At 42.9% G+C, this 20,870-nt stretch carries 25 protein-coding genes; 18 read left to right on the forward strand and 7 right to left on the reverse strand.

Annotated features, from left to right (window positions below):
* Window positions 1-105 precede the first annotated feature (105 nt).
* On the forward strand, window positions 106-1,812 hold the full coding sequence (locus AABK37_RS06495) for an AAA-like domain-containing protein (RefSeq protein WP_432550782.1): 1,707 nt from the start codon (window positions 106-108) through the stop codon (window positions 1,810-1,812).
* A gap of 75 nt (window positions 1,813-1,887) precedes the next feature.
* On the opposite strand, the gene AABK37_RS06500 is transcribed toward AABK37_RS06495, so the two are convergent.
* A complete protein-coding gene (locus AABK37_RS06500) occupies window positions 1,888-2,298 on the reverse strand; it encodes a putative toxin-antitoxin system toxin component, PIN family (protein ID WP_432550783.1) in 411 nt (136 codons plus the stop codon).
* A 2-nt stretch (window positions 2,299-2,300) separates the two neighbouring features.
* Complete coding sequence (locus AABK37_RS06505; RefSeq protein ID WP_432550784.1) at window positions 2,301-2,543, reverse strand: hypothetical protein; 243 nt, start codon at window positions 2,541-2,543, stop codon at window positions 2,301-2,303.
* A 371-nt stretch (window positions 2,544-2,914) separates the two neighbouring features.
* On the opposite strand from AABK37_RS06505, the gene AABK37_RS06510 reads away from it, so the two are divergent.
* The 3 genes from AABK37_RS06510 (at window position 2,915) to AABK37_RS06520 (ending at window position 7,263) form a co-directional block, all read left to right on the forward strand.
* On the forward strand, window positions 2,915-6,550 hold the full coding sequence (locus AABK37_RS06510; protein ID WP_432550785.1) for an AAA-like domain-containing protein: 3,636 nt from the start codon (window positions 2,915-2,917) through the stop codon (window positions 6,548-6,550).
* Window positions 6,551-6,660: 110 nt separating this feature from the next.
* Window positions 6,661-6,912 carry a DUF433 domain-containing protein gene (locus AABK37_RS06515; RefSeq protein WP_432550786.1) on the forward strand — a complete coding sequence of 84 codons (252 nt, stop codon included), beginning with the start codon at window positions 6,661-6,663 and terminating at the stop codon, window positions 6,910-6,912.
* Between the two features lie 78 nt (window positions 6,913-6,990).
* Window positions 6,991-7,263 (forward strand): hypothetical protein, encoded by a 273-nt coding sequence (locus tag AABK37_RS06520; protein WP_432550787.1) that lies wholly within the window; start codon window positions 6,991-6,993, stop codon window positions 7,261-7,263.
* Window positions 7,264-7,384: 121 nt separating this feature from the next.
* On the opposite strand, the gene clpB is transcribed toward AABK37_RS06520, so the two are convergent.
* Window positions 7,385-10,003 (reverse strand): ATP-dependent chaperone ClpB, encoded by a 2,619-nt coding sequence (clpB, locus tag AABK37_RS06525; protein WP_432550788.1) that lies wholly within the window; start codon window positions 10,001-10,003, stop codon window positions 7,385-7,387.
* Between the two features lie 277 nt (window positions 10,004-10,280).
* Here clpB and AABK37_RS06530 point away from each other — a divergent pair, with 277 nt between their 5' ends.
* The 10 genes from AABK37_RS06530 (at window position 10,281) to AABK37_RS06575 (ending at window position 16,873) form a co-directional block, all read left to right on the forward strand.
* Window positions 10,281-10,469, forward strand: a complete 189-nt coding sequence (locus AABK37_RS06530) for a DUF433 domain-containing protein (protein WP_432550789.1) — start codon at window positions 10,281-10,283, stop codon at window positions 10,467-10,469.
* Between the two features lie 316 nt (window positions 10,470-10,785).
* Complete coding sequence (locus AABK37_RS06535; RefSeq protein ID WP_432550790.1) at window positions 10,786-10,944, forward strand: hypothetical protein; 159 nt, start codon at window positions 10,786-10,788, stop codon at window positions 10,942-10,944.
* 227 nt (window positions 10,945-11,171) lie between these two features.
* The gene (locus AABK37_RS06540; RefSeq protein ID WP_432550791.1) at window positions 11,172-11,387 is read left to right on the forward strand and encodes a type II toxin-antitoxin system VapC family toxin; all 216 of its coding nucleotides are present in this window, start codon (window positions 11,172-11,174) and stop codon (window positions 11,385-11,387) included.
* Window positions 11,388-11,485: 98 nt separating this feature from the next.
* Window positions 11,486-11,683 carry a DUF6887 family protein gene (locus AABK37_RS06545; RefSeq protein ID WP_432550792.1) on the forward strand — a complete coding sequence of 66 codons (198 nt, stop codon included), beginning with the start codon at window positions 11,486-11,488 and terminating at the stop codon, window positions 11,681-11,683.
* A gap of 32 nt (window positions 11,684-11,715) precedes the next feature.
* Entirely contained in the window at window positions 11,716-11,943 is a 228-nt protein-coding gene (locus tag AABK37_RS06550) for a hypothetical protein (protein ID WP_432550793.1), read from the forward strand.
* A 316-nt stretch (window positions 11,944-12,259) separates the two neighbouring features.
* Window positions 12,260-12,628, forward strand: a complete 369-nt coding sequence (locus AABK37_RS06555) for a hypothetical protein (RefSeq protein ID WP_432550794.1) — start codon at window positions 12,260-12,262, stop codon at window positions 12,626-12,628.
* 99 nt (window positions 12,629-12,727) lie between these two features.
* Window positions 12,728-12,982: a TIGR02450 family Trp-rich protein gene (locus AABK37_RS06560; protein WP_432550795.1), complete on the forward strand. Its 255-nt coding sequence runs from the start codon at window positions 12,728-12,730 to the stop codon at window positions 12,980-12,982.
* 620 nt (window positions 12,983-13,602) lie between these two features.
* On the forward strand, window positions 13,603-14,469 hold the full coding sequence (bchL, locus tag AABK37_RS06565; protein ID WP_432550796.1) for a ferredoxin:protochlorophyllide reductase (ATP-dependent) iron-sulfur ATP-binding protein: 867 nt from the start codon (window positions 13,603-13,605) through the stop codon (window positions 14,467-14,469).
* 30 nt (window positions 14,470-14,499) lie between these two features.
* A complete protein-coding gene (locus AABK37_RS06570; RefSeq protein ID WP_432550797.1) occupies window positions 14,500-15,312 on the forward strand; it encodes a DUF5331 domain-containing protein in 813 nt (270 codons plus the stop codon).
* A gap of 157 nt (window positions 15,313-15,469) precedes the next feature.
* A complete protein-coding gene (locus AABK37_RS06575; protein WP_432550798.1) occupies window positions 15,470-16,873 on the forward strand; it encodes a ferredoxin:protochlorophyllide reductase (ATP-dependent) subunit N in 1,404 nt (467 codons plus the stop codon).
* A 141-nt stretch (window positions 16,874-17,014) separates the two neighbouring features.
* Here AABK37_RS06575 and AABK37_RS06580 read toward each other — a convergent pair whose 3' ends face one another.
* Both AABK37_RS06580 and AABK37_RS06585 read right to left on the reverse strand, forming a co-directional pair.
* Window positions 17,015-17,293 (reverse strand): hypothetical protein, encoded by a 279-nt coding sequence (locus AABK37_RS06580; protein ID WP_432550799.1) that lies wholly within the window; start codon window positions 17,291-17,293, stop codon window positions 17,015-17,017.
* Window positions 17,290-17,475, reverse strand: a complete 186-nt coding sequence (locus AABK37_RS06585) for a hypothetical protein (protein ID WP_432550800.1) — start codon at window positions 17,473-17,475, stop codon at window positions 17,290-17,292. The genes AABK37_RS06580 and AABK37_RS06585 overlap by 4 nt, the downstream gene beginning before the upstream one ends.
* 421 nt (window positions 17,476-17,896) lie before the next feature.
* On the opposite strand from AABK37_RS06585, the gene AABK37_RS06590 reads away from it, so the two are divergent.
* Window positions 17,897-18,157, forward strand: a complete 261-nt coding sequence (locus AABK37_RS06590) for a DUF4160 domain-containing protein (protein ID WP_432550801.1) — start codon at window positions 17,897-17,899, stop codon at window positions 18,155-18,157.
* A 3-nt stretch (window positions 18,158-18,160) separates the two neighbouring features.
* Window positions 18,161-18,454 (forward strand): DUF2442 domain-containing protein, encoded by a 294-nt coding sequence (locus AABK37_RS06595; protein WP_432550802.1) that lies wholly within the window; start codon window positions 18,161-18,163, stop codon window positions 18,452-18,454.
* Window positions 18,455-18,517: 63 nt separating this feature from the next.
* On the opposite strand, the gene AABK37_RS06600 is transcribed toward AABK37_RS06595, so the two are convergent.
* Window positions 18,518-18,937, reverse strand: a complete 420-nt coding sequence (locus tag AABK37_RS06600) for a hypothetical protein (RefSeq protein ID WP_432550803.1) — start codon at window positions 18,935-18,937, stop codon at window positions 18,518-18,520.
* A 203-nt stretch (window positions 18,938-19,140) separates the two neighbouring features.
* Here AABK37_RS06600 and AABK37_RS06605 point away from each other — a divergent pair, with 203 nt between their 5' ends.
* Complete coding sequence (locus AABK37_RS06605; RefSeq protein ID WP_432550804.1) at window positions 19,141-19,503, forward strand: hypothetical protein; 363 nt, start codon at window positions 19,141-19,143, stop codon at window positions 19,501-19,503.
* Between the two features lie 5 nt (window positions 19,504-19,508).
* On the forward strand, window positions 19,509-19,778 hold the full coding sequence (locus AABK37_RS06610; RefSeq protein WP_432550805.1) for an HNH endonuclease: 270 nt from the start codon (window positions 19,509-19,511) through the stop codon (window positions 19,776-19,778).
* Here the strand turns inward: AABK37_RS06610 and AABK37_RS06615 are convergent.
* Window positions 19,725-20,726, reverse strand: coding sequence for an alpha/beta hydrolase (locus tag AABK37_RS06615; RefSeq protein ID WP_432550806.1), 1,002 nt, complete (start codon window positions 20,724-20,726; stop codon window positions 19,725-19,727). The two genes, AABK37_RS06610 and AABK37_RS06615, sit on opposite strands and share 54 nt — an antisense overlap.
* Between the last annotated feature and the right edge of the window lie 144 nt (window positions 20,727-20,870).

The following is a 20,870-nucleotide window of genomic DNA, read 5'->3' on the forward strand; positions in this document are numbered from 1 at the left end:
ATTGATTACTTCAATCGAACGATGGCTAAACCTTTCAAATGGACTTATAAGGGTAAGGTGCTGGCTATTTAATGGTCGGTCTATTTCCGCCACCCTGTACTAGGCTTGCCCAAGAATGAGAAAGTAGTCTTTAAACTGTTGAAGGACATCCTGGAAGTATTGGAATTTGTTCATCAACAAAATGTCATTCACCGAGATATTAAGCCACAGAATTTAATGCGGCGCAAAGATGGGAAAATTGTGCTGATTGACTTTGGAGCAGTTAAGGAAATCAGTGCATTCGGGCAATCAAGTGGGACAATAGCGATCGGCACACCAGGCTATATGCCAAGCGAACAACAAGCTTCTCGTCCCGATTTGAGTAGCGATATCTATGCAGTTGGAATTATTGGGTTTCAAGCATTAACTGGGTTAAACCCTCAACAGCTACCGCGAGATGCCAGCACTGGTGAGTTGTGCTGCGCTTTATTTAGCGAGTGCGCCAATATCAACCCAGATTTTGCAGAAATTTTAGACACAATGGTGCGCTTTGACTATCGTCAGCGTTACAACAATGCTGCTGATGCTTTGGAAGCGCTTGGGCAATTGCTCAACATTTATCAAGTACCCATCCCCGTTTCTAACCCAACCGAAAAGCCTAGTCAAACATCAACAAATGATGATTCAGATTTGCCCGTTCAACCTTCACTTTTAGCGCGGTTTCTCCAAACCTTGCGACAATTTTTTGGTGGAAGTGAAACAAACAATCCTCAGTTACTAGCCACTATCCCACCAAGCCAACCTACTTCTAAATCTTCGAGTTTTGAGCAACCGGAAGGAGCAGTTAATCTGGACTCTGCTTTTTATGTAGAACGTCCTCCTAATGAGGCTGAATGTTACGAAACGATTCACAAACCAGCAGCATTGATTCGCATTAAAGCTCCTCGGCAAATGGGTAAAACTTCACTTTTAACACGTATTCTCCACGAGGCAAAGAAACATGGTTGTCAGACTGCATATTTAAATTTTCGTTCGGCGGATGAAGAGTTTCTTACCAGCTTGGATAAGTTATTGTGCTGGTTCTGCACTAGTATTACTAATGAGTTGAATCTTCCAGATAAATTAACTGAATATTGGCAGGGTATTCTCGGTCCAAAGGACAAGTGTACAAACTACTTTCAAAGATACCTGTTATCAACAATTAATAGTCCAATTGTTTTAGGTCTGGATGACATCGACCAAGTTTTTCAACATCCTAAAGTTGCTGCTGACTTTCTGGCATTGCTACGAGTTTGGAATGATAAGTCAAGTAATAACGAAAGTTGGAAAAAACTGAGATTAGTAATTGTGCATTCTAAGGAAGTTGACATTCCCCTGAATATAAATCAGTCACCGTTTAATGTCGGCTTGCCAATCGAATTACCAGAATTAAATTCCTCACAAATACAGGATTTAGTGCAACGACACCAGCTAAATTGGACGCAAGAGCAGATACAGCAACTGATGGTAATGGTGGGAGGACATCCTTATTTAGTGCGAAGGGCGCTTTACGAAGTTGCCCGTGGCAAAATGAGTTTGATGCAATTATTACAAACAGCACCCACAGAACAAGGAATTTACAGCGACTACCTGCACCGCCACTTATCAAATTTACAAAGAAATTCAAATTTAATTGCAGCCTTTAAAGAAGTAATTGCAGCTTCTCATGCAGTGCGGATAGAAACTGATTTAGCGTTGAAATTACGCAGCATGGGGTTGATAAAATTTCAGGGGAATGATGCGATCGCCTCTTGTAAATTGTACCGTCAATATTTTGGCGATCGCTTGGGGTAGGTGGTAGGTGGCGATCGCTTGTTGTGAAGAAGTGGGGTTAATTTTGGGCGATTGCTGAATGTTCTGCCTAACTATTTAATTTTGACTCGGAAAGATTGCTAGAAAATTAGCAGCTTTGACGATCGTGATGTTCTGATAACTGCCTAACAACAATAAATCTTTATCACCCGTGACAATATAACTTGCTCCTCCGACAAGCGCACATTCCAACACCATATCATCGTCGGGGTCATTGCTGACAGCTTTCAGAGTATTGGTGATAGAAACCAACTGCGAGTAGCTGCGAACCTCCTCAACAAATGCTTGAGCCTGCACAGGCTCATAAGAAAATTTGTTTAAAAGTTTCTCTTGAAATTCGTCAAGAATTTCCTGACAAATCACAGCTTGTACTATACCATTTCTAGCCAGTTGTAGACAGCGAAACGGACTGCCGCGCTGTGAGAAAATTGCTGAAATTAGAATGTTTGTGTCATAAACAACACGCATAGTTAATCTTTTTCATGCAATACTTCGTCAATGAACTCTTCACGTTCATCCTCTGTCATTGCATCCCAGTCTTGATTCCGCTCTGAGGCAACTTTTCGCACCTTTTCTTCGCTGCCACGAGACAAATACACCCAGTTAGCCCAATTCTGGCTTAACAGGAATTTGAACACCTCTATTTGCTGCTCTTGTGGCAATTGCCTGACTAATTCCAGAACTTGTGTATCTGTTAATGTAAAAGTTGGCATGGTTCTGACCTTATTTAACCTCCAGTTCTATTTTGACTCATGATTGGATTCGCTATAGCAAAAGACAGAAGGAAAGTTTGGGTAGTAAGCTTCAAGACGTTAAGCTTGGATAGCGAACAATTCGCTCTCGTTTTTCTTTTAGATCGGAAGATACAAGTAAGTGACTAGTGCAATCTTATTTAATCATTACCAATCCCAACGTATCCACAAGCAAGTGCCGTTTACATCTCTTAATTTTTTTGTCCAGATCGTAGCCGACTCGGTTCTTGAAACTGCAATGAAACAAAAATTTTTGAGAAAATCAGGAAAGCAGCAATGATAATGAGTAGTTAAGTATATTCTTGCAGAAGTAAATCCACTGAAAGAGCGTAATGTCTCACTTATCTTACCAGTATCAAGTCGGGGGCAGTCTGCCAGTTGGTGCGCCTACTTATGTAGAACGACAAGCAGACAGTGAACTGTGTGAAGGGTTGAAGGCAGGGGAGTTCTGTTACGTACTCAATTCCCGGCAGATGGGCAAATCAAGCCTGCGGGTACGAACTATGCAACGGTTGCAGGCGGAGGGCATTGTTTGTGCTGACGTTGATATTACAGCTATTGGTACATCGGATATCAAGCCAGAGCAATGGTATGCAGGAATTATTAATAGTATTGTTAACAGTCTCAATCTCTATGAAACTTTTGATTTAAACGCTTGGTGGTCTAATCACAGTTTACTATCTCCAGTAAATCGATTCAGTGAGTTTATTGAAAAGTTTTTGCTCAAGTCAATTTCTGAAAATATTGTGATTTTTGTCGATGAAATTGATAGCGTTTTGAGTCTTGAATTTGAAATTGATGATTTTTTTGCTGTCATCCGTGAATTTTACAACAGTCGAGCTACTCAGTCAGATTATCAAAGATTGACTTTTGCCTTGTTTGGGGTAGCGACTCCCTCGGATTTAATTCAAGACAGGCAACGTACACCTTTTAATATTGGTAGAGCAATTGAACTAACTGGTTTTAAGTTACACGAAGCTCAACCGCTCGCTCAAGGCTTGGCAGTGAAAACCAGCAATCCTACAGCACTACTGCAAGCAGTATTAGATTGGACAGGTGGACAACCATTTCTCACTCAAAAAATTTGTAAGCTTATCTTTACTGCTGATTCTCCCATTCCAGAGGATGGAGTTGCTCAGTGGGTAGAGCAGTTGGTGCAAACAAAAGTTATTGCTAACTGGGAAGCTCAAGATGAACCAGAGCATTTGAAGACGATACGCGATCGCATTTTACGCGGTGGGGGACAGCTTACAGGTCGGATTTTAGGATTGTATCAGCATTTGCAACAGCAAGAAGTGGCAGATGATAATAGTCTTGAGTACACCCAATTGCGACTTTCAGGATTAGTAGTTAGGCGTGAAGGAAAGCTGAAAGTTTACAATCACATTTATGCAGTAGTTTTTAACCAAAGTTGGATTGCGAAGGCACTGGCAGATTTGCGTCCTTATGCAGAAGCACTCAACGCTTGGGTAGATTCAGATTATAAAGATGAATCGCGCTTGTTACGAGGGCAAGCGTTGCAGAATGCTTTGGCATGGGCGACTGGTAAAAGCTTGAGTAATGTAGATTATCAGTTCTTATCAGCTAGCCAAAAACTAGACAAAAGAGAAATTGAAATTGCTTTAGCACTCAAAGAAGAAGAAGGACGGATATTAGCTCAAGCAAATGAGACATTAACTAGGGCGCAACAACAAGCCAAACGACAGATTCGCATTGGGGGTACAATACTAGCGTTGTCCGTAGTTGGGGCAGTAGTCGCAGGGGTAGTGGCAGGCAATGCAGTTAAACAAGCATGGGAAGCACAGGAAGGTATTAGACTGGAACAGGCAGGAGTGAGTGCTTTGCGGCAATTTGAGTCCTATGAGCTAGAAGCATTACTGGCGGCGATGGATGCAGGACAAAGGTTGCAAGAAATAGTTAAAGACGGACGCCCACTGGAAAAATATCCAGCTACCAGTCCCATTCTAGCTTTACAGACAATTCTCGACAATATCCGAGAGCGGAATCAACTCGGCGGGAATTATTTTGTTTCAGCCGTCAGTCCCAGTTTTAGCCGGAATGGAGAGCGCTTCGTCACTACATCATTCGACGCTATCACCCATGTGTGGGACTTGTCCGGCAAGCAGCTAGCGGAATTTAAAGGGCTCCGGGGTTTGGTCAAAAGTGCTAATTTTAGCGCGGATGGACAGCGCATCGTCGCTATATCAGATCAGAAAATCGCCCGTGTGTGGGATTTTTCTGGCAAGCAGCTAGCGGAACTAAGGCATCCGTCGCAGCGTGAAATCAACAGTGCCAGTTTTAGCCCGGATGGACAGCGCATCGTCACCGCATCATCTGACGGAACCGCCCGTGTGTGGGATTTGTCCGGCAAGCAGCTAATGGTACTCAAAGTGGATCAGTACTCGGTCACAAGTGCGAGTTTTAGCCCGGATGGACAGCGCATTGTCACTGCATCAGGTGAGGCCCGTGTGTGGGATTTGTCCGGCAAGCAGCTAGTGGTACTCCAAGGGCGTCAGGGCGGGGTCAACAGTGCGAGTTTTAGCCCGGATGGACAGCGCATCGTCACTGCATCAAAAGACAAAACCGCCCGTGTGTGGGACTTGTCCGGCAAGCAGCTAGCGGTACTCCAAGGGCATCAGGATTGGGTCAACAGTGCAAGTTTTAGCCCGGATGGACTGCGCATCGTTACGGCATCAAAAGACAAAACCGCCCGTGTGTGGGACTTGTCCGGCAAGCAGCTAGCGGTACTCCAAGGGCATCAGCAATTAGTCAACAGTGCCAGTTTTAGCCCGGATGGACAACGCATTGTCACCATATCATATCAAGCAGGCGATAGCACCGCCCATGTGTGGGACTTATCTGGCAAGCAGCTAGCGGTACTCAAAGTGGATGAGGGTTTAGGTTTTGACAAAAGTGCCAGTTTTAGCCCAGATGGACAGCGCATCGTCACTACATCATCTGACAAAACCGCTCGTATATGGGACTTGTCTGGCAAGCAGCTAGCGGTACTCAAAGTGGAGGGTTTTATCTTCAGTGCCAGTTTTAGTCCGGATGGACAGCGCATTGTCACTGCATCAAATGACGATACCGCCCGTGTGTGGGATTTGTCCGGCAATTTGCTAGCGGTACTCCAAGGGCATCAGCAAAAAATCGTCAGTGCGAGTTTTAGCCCGGATGGACAGCGCATCGTCACCGGATCAAATGACGATACCGCCCGTGTGTGGGATTTGTCAGGCAATTTGCTAGCGGAACTAAGGCATCCGTCGCAGGGTGGAATCAACAGTGCGAGTTTTAGCCCGGATGGACAGCGCATTGTCACCGCATCATCTGACCCAACCGCCCGTGTGTGGGATTTGTCCGGCAATCTGCTAGCGCAACTCAAAATGAATCAGGGTTCAGTCCACAGTGCGAGTTTTAGCCCGGATGGACAGCGTATCTTCACTGTATCACTTGGCAATATCGTCCGTATGTGGGACTTGTCCGGCAATCTGCTAGCGGAACTTAAGAATCGGCGGTGTGCGGATTATGGTTTCGTTAGAAGTGCGAGTTTTAGCCCGGATGGACAGCGCATCGTCACTGCATTAGATAACAAAATCGCTTGTGTGTGGGATTTCAGCAAGCAGCTAGTGGTAGTACTCAAAGGGCATCAGTATGGACAAGTCAACAGTGCCAGTTTTAGCCCAGATGGACAACGCATCGTTACTGCATCTGATGACAACACCGCTCGTGTGTGGGATTTGTCCGGCAAGCAGCTAACGGTACTCCAAGGGCATCTGGATCAAGTCAAAAGTGCGAGTTTTAGTCCAGATGGACAGCGCATCGTCACTGCATCTGAGGACAAAACTGCTCGCATTTGGAGGGTTGAGGGGTTAGATGTGCTGCTAGCGCGGGGTTGCGACTGGCTGAAAGATTACCTCGCCACCCATCCCCAAGCACGAGAAAGACTAAAGGTATGTCAGCAAAAGTAGTAGAGGGTAGGTAGTTAACCTTTTGCAAGTTATGATTCCAACCAATGCCTGAACTACAAGCTAGAATGAGACGAAACTCCGAACTGCTACTAAATGTGAATAGTTGTACGATGGACATTCAATCATGTTTACGCGACCGACAAATTATTCACTCCGATCCAGAGATTATGAGTGGAACTCCAGTCTTTGTTGGCACGCGAGTTCCATTGCAAACCTTTTTTGACTACCTCGAAGGTGAAGCAGGCTTAACCGAATTCCTAGAAGATTTTCCACACTTGCAAGCTCAGGTATTGCTAGTTTTGGAAGTGATGGCAAAAGCAATGCTGGACCTGGAGCGAACTGTCCGTGTTAATCCTGCTTGATGAAAATCTGTTAAGCAAGAAACTAAAGAAACCACTTGTCAATGTTGGATATTCGGTGCAAAATGTCGAGGAGATGGGTTGGCGCGGTGTAAAAGACCGACAACTTTTAGCTTGGCAGAAGCACATCCCTTTGATGTATTTATTACTGCCGATAAGAATTTGCCATATCAACAGAATTTTCGTGGTCTTGCGTTAAAGATTGTGGTGTTGGATGCTCATAGTACGCGCCCTGATTACCTGCTGCCGTTAATCACTCGAATTAGCGGTTTGCTGAATTCTTTGGCTCCTGGCTCTGTCACCTTGATTAATCATGCAGGAGAAATAACACCTTTCAACCCTGGCATTCGATAGTAGTGTAGTGCATCCAATTGGGAAAAGCTATAAACTTTACACCATAATATCAACTTTAGATAAACACCTATATTTAAGTATGTAGTTGCGCTTTAGCGCTAAAGCGCAACTACATACCTAATTAAGCTGTAAACACCTCGGCTGGTAAGCGCTTGAAAGAAAGGCGCTCATTCTCGATATCCACAAAAATCGTGTCGCCATCGTTGAATTCGCCGCGCAAAATAGCTTTGGCAATCTGAGTTTCTAACTCGCGCTGAATCGCTCTTTTTAAAGGACGTGCCCCAAATACTGGGTCATATCCTACTTCTGCCAAAAAGTCAAGAGCAGCATCGGAGAGTTTCAGAGACATTTTACGATCGCTCAATCTTTGTCGCAGTCTATTTACTTGCAACTGTACAATAGAGCGCAATTCGCCTTTGTGCAGTGGGTGGAAGATAATCGTTTCGTCAATGCGGTTGAGAAACTCCGGACGGAAGCTATTCCGCATCGCCTCCATCACGCGATGACGCATTTCATCATAACGTGAATCATCCCCCGCCACATCAAGAATATACTGCGAACCGATGTTGCTAGTCATAATGATGATCGTGTTCTTAAAGTCAACTGTATGACCTTGGGCATCAGTTACACGCCCATCATCAAGAATTTGCAGGAAGATATTAAATACATCCGGGTGCGCTTTTTCGATTTCGTCGAATAGCAGCACCGCATAAGGACGACGGCGAACGGCTTCGGTGAGTTGTCCGCCTTCGTCGTATCCCACGTATCCGGGAGGCGCACCGATGAGGCGAGAAACTGCATGTTTCTCCATATATTCAGACATATCAATTCGCACCAACGCTTCTTCCGTGTCGAAGAGATATGCTGCTAGCGCTTTCGCTAATTCAGTTTTACCCACACCCGTAGGACCGAGGAAAATAAAGCTAGCGATCGGACGATTCGGATCGGCTAAACCAGCGCGAGAACGTTGAATTGCATCCGCTACAGCTGTTACCGCTTCATCTTGTCCAACCACGCGGTGGTGCAGTTCATCTTCTAAATGCAGCAGTTTTTCTTTCTCAGATTCTACCAACTTGCTGATGGGAATTCCCGTCCATTTAGAAATAACTTCCGCAATATCAGCTTCGGTTACTTCTTCCCGCAACAGTGATTTTCCGCTGAGTTGAGTTTGAGAAAGTTCAGATTCTGCCGCTTCTAATTTGCGATGCAAATCAGTTAATTTGCCGTATTTCAACTCAGCAGCGCGGTTGAGATCGTAATCGCGTTCTGCTTGTTGAACTTCTAAATTAACGCGGTCAATTTCTTCCTTGACAGACTGAATTTTAGTGATAATATCTTTTTCAGACTGCCATTGAGTATTTAATGCTCGTTGTTCTTCTTTGAAATCGGCAAGTTCTTTTTCTAGCCTTTCCAGACGTTCGCGAGAAGCTGCATTACTTTCTTTTTGCAGAGAAAGTCTTTCCATTTCTAATTGCAGAATCTTGCGGTCGATTTCGTCGAGTTCTTCGGGTTTGGAGGTAATCTCCATTTTTAATCGAGCTGCGGCTTCGTCTACCAAATCGATCGCCTTATCGGGAAGAAAGCGATCGCTAATATACCGACTTGACAATGTAGCAGCCGCAACCAAAGAACTATCGGAAATCTTTACCCCGTGGTGAACTTCATACCGCTCTTTCAAACCGCGCAGAATCGAAATAGTATCGGATACAGTCGGCTGATCGACATAAACCTGCTGGAAACGTCTTTCCAAAGCGGCATCTTTTTCGATATACTTGCGGTATTCGTCTAAAGTTGTCGCCCCAATACAGCGCAATTCACCCCGCGCTAACATCGGTTTTAACAGATTACTAGCATCCATCGCGCCTTGGGTTGCACCCGCACCGACAACGGTATGAATTTCATCAATAAATAGAATAATATTACCACCAGATTCGGTAACTTCTTTGAGAACAGCTTTTAAACGTTCTTCAAATTCACCCCGAAATTTTGCCCCAGCGATGAGGGCACCCATATCTAGTGCTATCAGCTTGCGGTCTTTGAGAGATTGAGGTACATCACCAGCGACGATGCGCTGTGCTAAACCTTCAACAATCGCTGTTTTACCAACACCCGGTTCCCCAATCAAAACGGGGTTATTTTTGGTACGACGTGAGAGAATTTGCACGGTGCGGCGAATTTCATCATCTCGTCCAATCACTGGATCAAGTTTACCTTGACGGGCAGCTTCTGTGAGGTCACGCCCATATTTTTCCAGTGCTTCATATTTGCCTTCTGGATTTTGGTCGGTCACTTTCTGGTTCCCACGAATTTGTTTAATGATATTCTTTAATTTGCCTTCGTCTAATCCAAATTCTTGGAATAGACTTTTGCCAAAGCGGTCATCCTTGGCGTAGGCAAGTAATAAATGTTCAATTGAGATGTATTCGTCTTGAAATTCTTTGCGATAGTTATCAGCGCGATCTAACAGTGTATCCAAGCTGCGTCCTAAGTACACGGAACTGCTGCTACCGGAAACTTTCGGCTGACGTTGAATGAATTGTTCGGTGCGATCGCGTAATTTTTGCAGATTTACACCGGCTTTGGTAAAAACACCGCTAGCGAGTCCTTCTTGTTCTAGCAGCGCTTTCATTAAGTGTTCGCTTTCGATCTGCTGTAGTTGATATTGTTTAGCAATATCTGGAGTGTGGGCGATCGCTTCCCAGGCTTTTTCGGTAAATTGGTTCGGGTTAGTGGGTTGCATAGGCTTTTGACTCAACTAACTAATGAAGGCGTTTAAACAACGCTTCTGTGAAAAACAATAAAATTTTTTCTGATAAACTGATTGTAAAAAGACGCGGACAACTACAAAGATCGGTCTTCACGTCATTCTCAAGTAGGATTACCGTCCGGCAGAAAACCTCACCTTCAACTTCGGTTGTTTATCAACACCTTCCTCCGTTACAAGGATTTTCAGTCAGAACTTGAGAATAAGAATCACCCTATGTAACAATAACTGTAGCTTTGTCAGACTACAAACTATGGACTGGCGAGAGTACATCCATTCAAACCCAAAAATCCTGCTTGGTAAGCCGACTGTGAAAAAAACAAGGATTTCAGTCGAGTTTTTGTTAGGGTTGTTTGCTGCGGGGTGGACAGAACAACAAGTGCTAGAGAACTATCCCACCCTCACCCCTGAAGCATTACGTGCGGTATTTGCTGTGGATTAATTTTTACCACCTTATGAACAGATCAAGAATAGGACTTACGCACAGGTAACGGAAAAACGAACCACAAAGACGCGAAGGACACGAAGGAATAAGAGTTGCAGAGGGTTTTTGCGTAAGTCCTAAAGAATATAAACTCTAGTTACAGAAAAAGATAACGGCGATATTAAACGTCGTCTACAAGTTTTATTAAAAGGTCAGAACTAATTTTTGTCACAGGAGAAATAAGCTGATGAATACCGAACAACTGTTACTTGATAAATGGCGAGATTTAACCGCCGATAAACAGCAATAAGTTTTAGATTTTGTCGATTTTATCTTGCACAAATTTACCTCAGAAAAACACGCTCTACCCCTAAATTCTCTGACGACGGCAGAACGGGTTAAACAATGGATATATTGGGCAGAAAGCCATGACAAAGATAGCCCAGGATTTCCAGATGAAGCCCTACGCCGTGACAGCATTTATGAGGATTGATGGCTAGATATCTTCTTGATACCAATATTCTTTTAAGGTCTAGTGACCCCAATTCACCTAGCTACTCTCTAGCCGTCAATACAGTAGCCCGTCTCATCTCCCAAGGACATGAATGTGTGATTACTGCTCAAGTTTTAATTTAATTCTGGGTAGTAGCCACCCGTCCAGTTAATGTCAATGGATTAGGGTGGAGTGTTGAAATAACTGAAAACAAAATCAATCAACTTATGAGCCAGTTATTATTACTCGAAGAAACTCCCCTAATTTTTCCCAATTGGTTACAGTTAGTTACAAGTTATAGAGTGATGGGAAAAAGAACCCATGATACCCGACTAATGGCTGTAATGAAAATACACGGAATTACTCAAGTATTAACTTTCAATTCCGACGATTTTATCAAAACTCCTGAGATTATTATCGTTCATCCTAATCAAGTCATTTAATCTCTACCCTAATCAACGCATCCGCACCAAAAAAGGAGAAGGTGAGGACTAAATTTTTACCATTATTATCAACCGTGAGGGAATCTGGGAGTTTATAAATGAAGCCGGATTTTGAAAAAATGCCTAGAGCCGAACTGAGAGCTTATGTACTGGCACATCGAGAAGATATTGAAGCATTGCGTATTTTAATGAGTCGTCGCAATCCCAACGCTAAACAGTATAAGTTTCCCGATACTGAAGAAGGTTGGCAACAAATGGAAGAAGTATTCCGACGCAAAATTGAAGGTGAAGAGTAAAAAGCTTTACGTAGTGGTGCGACACAGCTAAATTGTTGCAAAAAATTGTAGGTTGGGTTGACGTAAGGAAACCCAACACCTTTATCAATGTTGGGTTTCGCGTTGCTCAAACGCCACTTGCGCGATTGTCGGGAAACCCGACGGCAGGTGCTACAACTTTCTCGGCAGCTTATGTTCCTCCGCTTCCCCCCAAAACTGCCGAGTGGAAAATACGCAACGCACTGCAAAACCAACGCAGTGGCTCCCCAATCTACGCCTAATGCATCAAATTAGCTGTGTCAGTCCAGCAGTCAGTCCAGTAGGGTGTGTTAACGCACTAACGCACCATTATAATTAGACACGTTATCGTTAATGCGGTGCGTTAGTATATAAATGCTTTACGTAGTGGTGCGCTATAGCTTTGCCTAACGCACCCTACAGAAGATTTTTATCTTTAGAATTCAATTGAATCTGTTGAATCTGTTGAATCTGTTGAATCTGTTACAGCACTAGACTTTAAGATCGGTAATGAGCAAATGTTATATTACCGCTCACACAGCGTTACGATAATCGTAAGTCGAGTAGTCACAATAAAAGATGATTGACCCCCACGACTTCGAGGATGATGACTTTGAATTTGAAGAAGAAGATTTCATCTTCCCGAAGCGCGTCAGCGAAATGAACGAAGGCGAATTGCTACAGCGCTTTAAGCGGTTTTTCGACAGCAGCAGCCGCGCAATGTTGCAAGACTGCCAATTTCGCATTACATACCACGAAGATGGCAAGGGTACTTTAGAGATTCTCTGTCCAAACGAAGTCGTCCGGCAACGCTTATCTAAAAAAACCCGCAAAATTAACAATCAGATCAGCAGCTGTTGGCTTCATATTAAATCGTTTTCCCTCTGCGTTGAGGAAAATGGCGAAGTTGTTTGTGATACCTTTGTCCGTGGGGGACAAGGGGGATGAGGGGGATGAGGGAGATGAGGGGGACAAGGAGGATAAACAACTCTTGACTCTTGACCATTGACTATTGACCCTTGACTTTTGACTAATGACTATTGACAAATGCCTAAAAAACAAAAATTTCCTTATTTAGTCGGTTCTAAATGGACAGCGCAGCAAAAAGTAGATGGTTGGCGACACTTCCAAGTCGTCAATCGCAAAAATCAGGCTAAGTGGGTTTATGCTGAGATGGTTGCTGCTTGCGATCCCAATGTTCGCTTTTGGATCAATGCCAAATTATTACAAGATAATTCTCAGTGGCAAGCCGGCTGGCAAACATTAGAAGAAATAAGGGCAGTATCCGAGGATGCATCTTAACTCAGAAGATAAAAAAATGCCTCTTCTTAAAGAAATTTAATCAATATTCTGCAAATTAATAATTTTTTACAAAAAAGTAGAAATCAGGCAAAATGAGCGATCGCCCAATCTCGCTTTACGAGTCAATTACGCATTTATTGTGATTGACAAAAGCAACTTTATCTGCATAATCGCCAAAAAAACCTTGATTTCCAAAGCGAAAAACTGAGTTTCTCAAAACTAAACCAGCTTGCTGTAAGTGCTTCAGCCTATTTCATCAAACACTTCCTACTGATTTCCATTCAGAAACTAAGACCATAAGTTACTTCTATAAAGTCCATTGAAAAAGGTAACTTAAGCATTTTGTGTTTTGTAACTAATTTTATTTATTCAGTTACTAAAAATCTTAATTTTTACTTGTTTGAGGCTTTGTATAGTTTTATAGTGAATTAAAACTAAAATGCGATCGCTTGAGACAAAATCTGTCTAATATAACCTTATGACAGATTCACCGCCACTTTCTTTTACATTGAATTTAGACAATAATGACGAAGACCTCACACATCGCGCCTTGTGCGGCTAGGTGAAGGCAAATGTTTTAGCCAAGCAGTTTGACAAGAAACTATAAGAGGCAAACAAAAGTGAAATTAGCAGTTTACGGAAAAGGTGGTATCGGTAAATCCACAACCAGCTGTAACATCTCCGTCGCCCTAGCCAGACGCGGGAAGAAAGTTCTCCAAATTGGGTGCGACCCGAAACACGACAGTACTTTTACTTTGACCGGGTTTTTGATTCCGACAATTATCGACACCCTGCAAGAAAAAGACTACCACTACGAAGATGTCTGGCCCGAAGATGTAATTTACAAAGGCTACGGTGGTGTCGATTGTGTTGAAGCAGGTGGTCCGCCTGCTGGTGCCGGATGTGGCGGTTACGTAGTCGGCGAAACCGTGAAATTACTCAAAGAACTCAACGCCTTTGATGAGTACGATGTGATATTATTTGACGTTCTCGGTGACGTTGTATGTGGTGGTTTTGCAGCACCTCTCAACTATGCTGATTACTGCTTGATTGTTACCGACAACGGCTTTGATGCTTTATTTGCGGCAAATCGCATTGCAGCTTCAGTACGCGAAAAAGCACGCACTCACCCATTGCGTTTAGCTGGATTAATTGGTAATCGCACTTCCAAACGCGACTTGATCGAGAAATACATAGAAGCAGTACCCATGCCAGTACTGGAGGTATTACCTTTGATAGAAGACATCCGTGTTTCTCGTGTCAAAGGCAAGACCTTATTTGAAATGGCAGAAAACGATCCATCTCTCAACTACGTTTGCGATTACTACCTGAACATCGCCGACCAAATTCTATCGCGTCCAGAAGGTGTTGTACCTAACGATGCCCCAGACCGGGAATTGTTCTCTTTGTTGTCTGATTTTTACTTAAATCCGAGTAAACCCCAGGTTACTAATCCGGAAGAAGAATTAGACTTGATGATTGTATAAATCATCTATTTTCTCAGGATGGGGGACAATATGGCTTTCTTTTACAGCTTTACAGATTCTTTAAGACAAAAGTGGTTGCAATTTTTCCAGGTGAATCGTGACTGGATTACACTCCACATGGAGGTGGAATCGGTTTACACCCCCGATGGTGGAAAGCGACCACCGTCTTACCTCATCCTGGGAGTCGTTAACGCGCTGGAACCGAAGCTAGCGCAGTTAATGCTGCCCTTTGCGAAATTGAATCCAGACGCAGATACTTTGATAGAAGTGCTGGATTTGCATTTCGATCCTGACATGGCTTTGGGCAACCGCGTCATGCCCAAAGCAGAAGAAGACATGGAATCAGAAGGAATCATGCAGGGAAAGCCTCATGATGAAACCTTGACGATTCCGAATGAAAATGGCTTTGGGGAAGAGGCGATTATTCACGAGTTCGTGATGGTAGATTCTCATCAAGAAATGCTAATACCAGATGAGTTTAGCCAAATGTCCCTAGGGGAAATTGCTGAAGTACCAGTGTCGAATCAAACTGCAAATGGATTTGGCGATATTTCTTTCACGAACGGGCAAAACTCAAACCAAACACCCAGCATGGAATCTGTAGATGATTTTGGCGATATTTCTTTTGATGACTTGAAGGATACCGACAGCAAAATCTCCGCAGCAACACCATCAGCAAACTTGGGGCAAAACATGCTGGATGATTTGGATACACCAGACGAAAATACGTTTAGCGACGTGTTGTCTGATGTCTGGGGTGAAGAAAAATCAGCTTCAGGGGAAGATTCGCCATCTGGCGTTTTTGACGACTCGGAAATTGCCCGCCTTTTCCCCAACGCGTAATTACAAAGTTAGGAGAAGAAAGTAAAAGTGAGGAGTTAGGAGTTTGGAGTGAAAAGTTAAAAATTCTTCAACTCATAACTCATAACTCATAACTCCGTTCTCCTAACTCATAACTCCGTTCTCCTAACTTTAAATACCACGGGGAGAAAATAATAAAATGACTGCTACTCAAGAACCATCAGCTTTAAATTTTGAGTGTGAAACTGGTAATTATCATACGTTTTGCCCGATTAGCTGCGTGGCATGGCTATACCAAAAAATTGAAGATAGTTTCTTTTTGGTGATTGGGACAAAGACTTGTGGCTACTTTTTACAAAACGCGATGGGGGTGATGATTTTTGCTGAACCCCGCTATGCAATGGCTGAGTTGGAAGAAGGAGATATTTCCGCACAGCTGAATGATTATGAAGAGTTAAAGCGGTTGTGCTTGCAAATTAAACGCGATCGCAATCCGAGTGTAATTGTCTGGATTGGCACTTGCACCACGGAAATCATCAAAACTGACTTGGAAGGTTTGGCACCCAAGCTAGAATCGGAAATTGGTATCCCCATCGTCGTAGCGCGTGCTAACGGTCTAGATTACGCCTTTACTCAAGGAGAAGATACCGTATTAGCTGCGATGGCTAATCGTTGTCCGGATAAGTCTCCGGTAGCGGAAACAGAGAAAAATGAGCGGAATGCGATCGCTAAATTGCTCAACTTCGGTAAAAAGAAAGAAGATGTAGCCCAAGATGAATCTGAGTACGTAGATCATCCGCCTTTGGTTTTATTTGGTTCTCTTCCCGATCCGGTTGTAACTCAGTTAACTTTGGAACTGAAAAAACAAGGTATAAAAGTTTCCGGTTGGTTGCCTGCGAAACGCTTTACTGAACTGCCTGTACTCGAAGAAGGGTATTATGTCGCTGGTGTCAACCCTTTTCTCAGCCGTACAGCTACCACTTTGATGCGGCGTCGCAAATGTAAGTTAATTGGCGCACCTTTCCCGATTGGACCCGATGGTACTCGCGCTTGGATTGAGAAAATCTGCTCGGTGTTTGGTATTACTCCCAAAGGTTTGGATGAGCGGGAAGCGCAAATTTGGGAAGGTTTAGAAGATTATGTAAAATTGATTCGCGGTAAGTCTGTGTTTTTCATGGGTGATAACTTGCTGGAAGTCTCTTTAGCGCGGTTCCTGGTGCGCTGCGGGATGACGGTTCAGGAAATCGGTATCCCTTATATGGACAAGCGCTATCAAGCTGCTGAGTTGGCTTTCTTGGAGAAAACTTGTCAGGAAATGGGTTCACCTCTGCCTTCTATTGTTGAGAAGCCGGATAATTACAATCAGCTTCAGCGGATTTATGAGTTGAAGCCTGATTTAGTGATTACTGGGATGGCGCACGCTAATCCGTTGGAAGCACGCGGGATTAATACTAAGTGGTCTGTGGAGTTCACTTTTGCTCAAATTCACGGCTTTACGAATGCGCGGGATATTTTGGAGTTGGTGACTCGTCCGTTGCGTCGGAATAATAATTTGAAGGATTTGGGTTGGGATAAGTTAGTGAGAGAAGACGCTAAGGTTTAGGGTTTTTATTGAGCGAGATTATGTTAAGTTAGGCGGACTTTTGTTCGCCTTTTTTTATACGAACCGCGTTCGCCCTTGGCGTTGCCGAAGGCTAGACGCGAAGGGCGCGAAGATAAGAGAAGAGAGCGATCGCCTTCACTACTAAGACTCAACTGCATCTTTTTGTAGATAATTAGCAGGTAGTTTCCAAGAGCGTCCTTGACAGTAAACTTCATCACCAATAATGCGAACGCCTGCACTTTGTCGCATTAAGAGCATAGCTTCTTCACGTTCTTCATCAGTCATGTAGTCATCACCCTTGCGACCGCTTGGACAACGTTTCGGATCGCCACCTGCATCTAGATAACGCTGTTTAGCTATGTTAATAAGTTCTTGCAGTCTGGCTTCTTGTTTTTTTTGTAGTTCAGTTAGTTTTGTCATAATTCTGATATCCAGTCAGAAGGGACAATATCACCATTTGGCAAGATGTAGGCAACTGGTAAAACAGGACTTGGAGTTTGAATACGCCAATATCCTGTTTCTTCATCATAAAGTCTCCACTCAAGTAATTCTAAAGTTTCTAAAGCGTTGATAATTAGATATTGTGTTTCTGTCGGTTCCACTTTTTAGTCTGTATTTTTGCTCTAGCTATTTTAGTGGTTAATGCATGATATCTTCGTTTTTTTAGGAACCGTGGGCGCAGAAAAGGCTTCAAAGCGATCGCCCGAATCTTTTACGAACTTTACTAGGCACAGAGAAGCCAGCGCGTTGCGTATTTTCCACTTGTCACGTTTTCGCTCTTAAGCTTAAGAGCGAAAAGCTGCCGCGTGAAAGTTGTAGCGACTGGCGCGACGCAGAGAGAAGAGAGCGATCGCCCTCAGCACTTAAACTCGATTTCTGGTTTTGGCAAAAAAGAATCAGCAGGTAACTTGTAAGAGAAGACACCAAGGATGCCAAGAGAAGAGTGCCCTATACTATCACTAAAATAAAGTTACAATCAGGTCTGTATGGCTGAATACACAGGATAATTGAGTAGGTGATGTGATGCCAGAAGTCTGTCGTTTTTTAGGGATTATCATTACTATTTACTATAACGACCATCCACCCCCTCATTTTCATGTCCGCTATAATCAGCAAAAGGCAATTATTGATATAGAAACCTTGTCAATTTTAGAAGGTAAACTCACTCCTAGAGTTCTTGGTTTAGTAATTGAATGGGCAGCTATGCACAAATCAGAACTTCTAGAAAATTGGCAACTGGCAAGACAAAATAATCCCTTAGAAAAAATTGAACCATTAGAGTAAATTATGCTAAAAGACATTATAGAAGTTATTCCTCAAGATAACTATCAACTCTATCTAAAGTTTGAAGATGGAGAAAAAGGTATTGTTAATGTTAACCAATTAATCGAATTTACGGGAATTTTTGAACCTTTAAAAGATTTAGACTATTTTAGAACAGTTAAACTTAACCCGGAATGGGGCACAATTCACTGGGAGAATGGCGCAGATTTAGACCCAGATGTTCTTTATTCTGTGGTAACAGGTAAATCTATTCCTAAATATCGAGAAATAGATGAGTATGAAAAAAGTCGCAGTTGAAACAAGCGATCGGCTTCAGTACTAAGACTCAACTGCATCTTTTTGTAGAGAAATAGCCAACTGTCAACTCGATAGTTGTAGTTTTAAAGGTTTGGATGGGATGATATACATCAATTCGGCGCTGTCGGGTTTTGCGTCAGATGGGGATAATTTGAGCCATTCATGAAAGCTGATTTTTAATTGGGCGATCGCTTCTACTTCTGCTTGATATGATTCAAAACGGCGATTGGTTTCAATCATAGATTCGACTACTTCCAGCACTTGCGGAAGACGCTTTTCAGCTTCTCGCATCAAATCTCCCTCATTAGGTCCAAACCAGCCGCCTTTAACCTCAACACGATCTAAAATAGCTGGCGGGAGTGAAGCCACCCATTTGTTAGGATCTCGCACCATGTTGACGAAATTCTGACGTTGCATCTCAAACACTGCATTTTCATCCAAAGTTGGATCGATCCATTGGTAAATTCGAGTTAGCCTACGCAAATCTATCTGACCTTTGTACCAAGGCTGTAAATATACTGCTGGGTTAGAGGTGAGTAGAATATCTACATATTTTTGGATACGTGAACGTATAACTTTTGCCCCTTCTTGAAAGCTAGGTTATGTAACGAGCCGCACGCCACTGTAACCTATTCCTACATCCAAATATGGATACAATCGAAAGTAAAAGGCTCGTCTGATAGCAAATGGCTGAAATTGTCACCCTTCAACTTCCTGAGACGCTGGCACAAAGAGCAAAGGAAATCGCTGCTTTCACACATCAGCGACTTGAAGATGTATTACTAGAATTTCTTGACCGTGCCATTACCGAATTACCTATAGAGTCATTACCTAATGAGCAGGTTTTGGCTTTGTGCGATATGCAAATGGAAACTGAGCAACAAGAAGTTTTCAGCAACCTTTTAGCGCGTAATCGAGAAGGACAACTTAATGATGCAGAAGTTAAACAATTAGATGAACTGATGCAAGTCTACCGACGTGGCATGGTAAGTAAGGCAAGAGCGTTAAAAGTGGCTGTTGAACGTGGCTTGAAATCGGCTCTAACTTAACAGCAATGACTCGTCCTTACATTTCAGTAGAGATAGACCGTCGTGTCCGCACTGCTGCTCAAAACCGTTGTGGTTATTGCTTAAGTCCCCAGCGTTTGGTAATGGCACGTTTGGAAATTGAGCATATTATCCCCATTTCTAAAGGTGGCAGCAATGATGAATCGAACTTGTGGCTAGCTTGTCCGCTTTGCAATGGCTACAAAAGTGATAAAATGACAGGGCTACTTATAAGCTTCTATAATCATTTTCTCATTCATTACTGCCACCAAAACTGACAAATCTGGAGTAACTCTTTCACCTAAATCTAATTCACTCACAGCAGCATCAAAAGTTTTTCCTTGAAGTATCAAATAACCCACTTTTATCAATTCATCCCAAGTTATATCGCTTTCCACATAAGCTTTAACTAGGGTAATCAACAAGTCTTGATATTTATTACCCTCGGCTTTAGTCATCATCGTGTGGGGAATTTCTAGACTTTTATCAAAGCGGTGATACCATGATGGCTGCTGTTTTAATAAAGCTTTAAATAAAATCTTTATTTCATGGTGGTTGATAGCGCGATCGCTTTCACTATAAATTACAAACATCGGCACTGTTGGCTCTTTTTCCACGCGCGACAAAATCTCTTTCCCCATATCCAAAAATATCCTAAATGCTGGAATCAAAAAGCCATCATAACCAAAGTTACCAGAATTATCTTTATTTAACCATTCGTAATAAATAGGCAACACTTCTACTAAAAAATCTACCACTGCATTATTACTACCAAGCGATGGCGCAAATAATAAATTTCGCTCAATTTCTTGAGGACGTTCTAATGCTAACCAAGCTGCTAAATTTGCCCCAGTAGATAATCCGCCAACTATTACTTTATCTCCTAACTTTTGAGCAACTTCCAACCAAGAAAAAGCAAATTGTTGATAAATTTCGATTTCACTTGGCAAAGGAGGTGGATTATCCTTGTCCCATTTTCCTGCGACTCCATGACCGGGCTGCAATGGAACTAAAACATTATAACCTGCTTCAAATAATGCTTTTCCTAACGGTTCAAATTGATAAGGACCCGCTGTAAATCCGTGGAAGAAAATAAAAATTTTTGCAGTTGGTTCGGGGTGAAAAAAGAATTTTGGGCGGCAAGCTTCGTTTTTTATTGGTAAAGTATTCTCAAGCTTTTTAGCTTGCTGGATGATGGCTGCTGTTATGGTCGAATAGTCAGACATATTCATTTATACAGAATTCGTTCTATTTTAAGTAACAACCACAACTTACTTAAATCTGTTATTGGACGGATAATCGTAATCAGATTATCTCAAATGCTCCTAGCAACCCTAAAAAGCAGCGTTTTACCTTTCCCCCTTCCCCTT

The sequence above is a fragment of the Tolypothrix sp. VBCCA 56010 genome, from assembly GCF_050875635.1.
In the GTDB taxonomy this organism is placed as follows: domain Bacteria; phylum Cyanobacteriota; class Cyanobacteriia; order Cyanobacteriales; family Nostocaceae; genus Hassallia.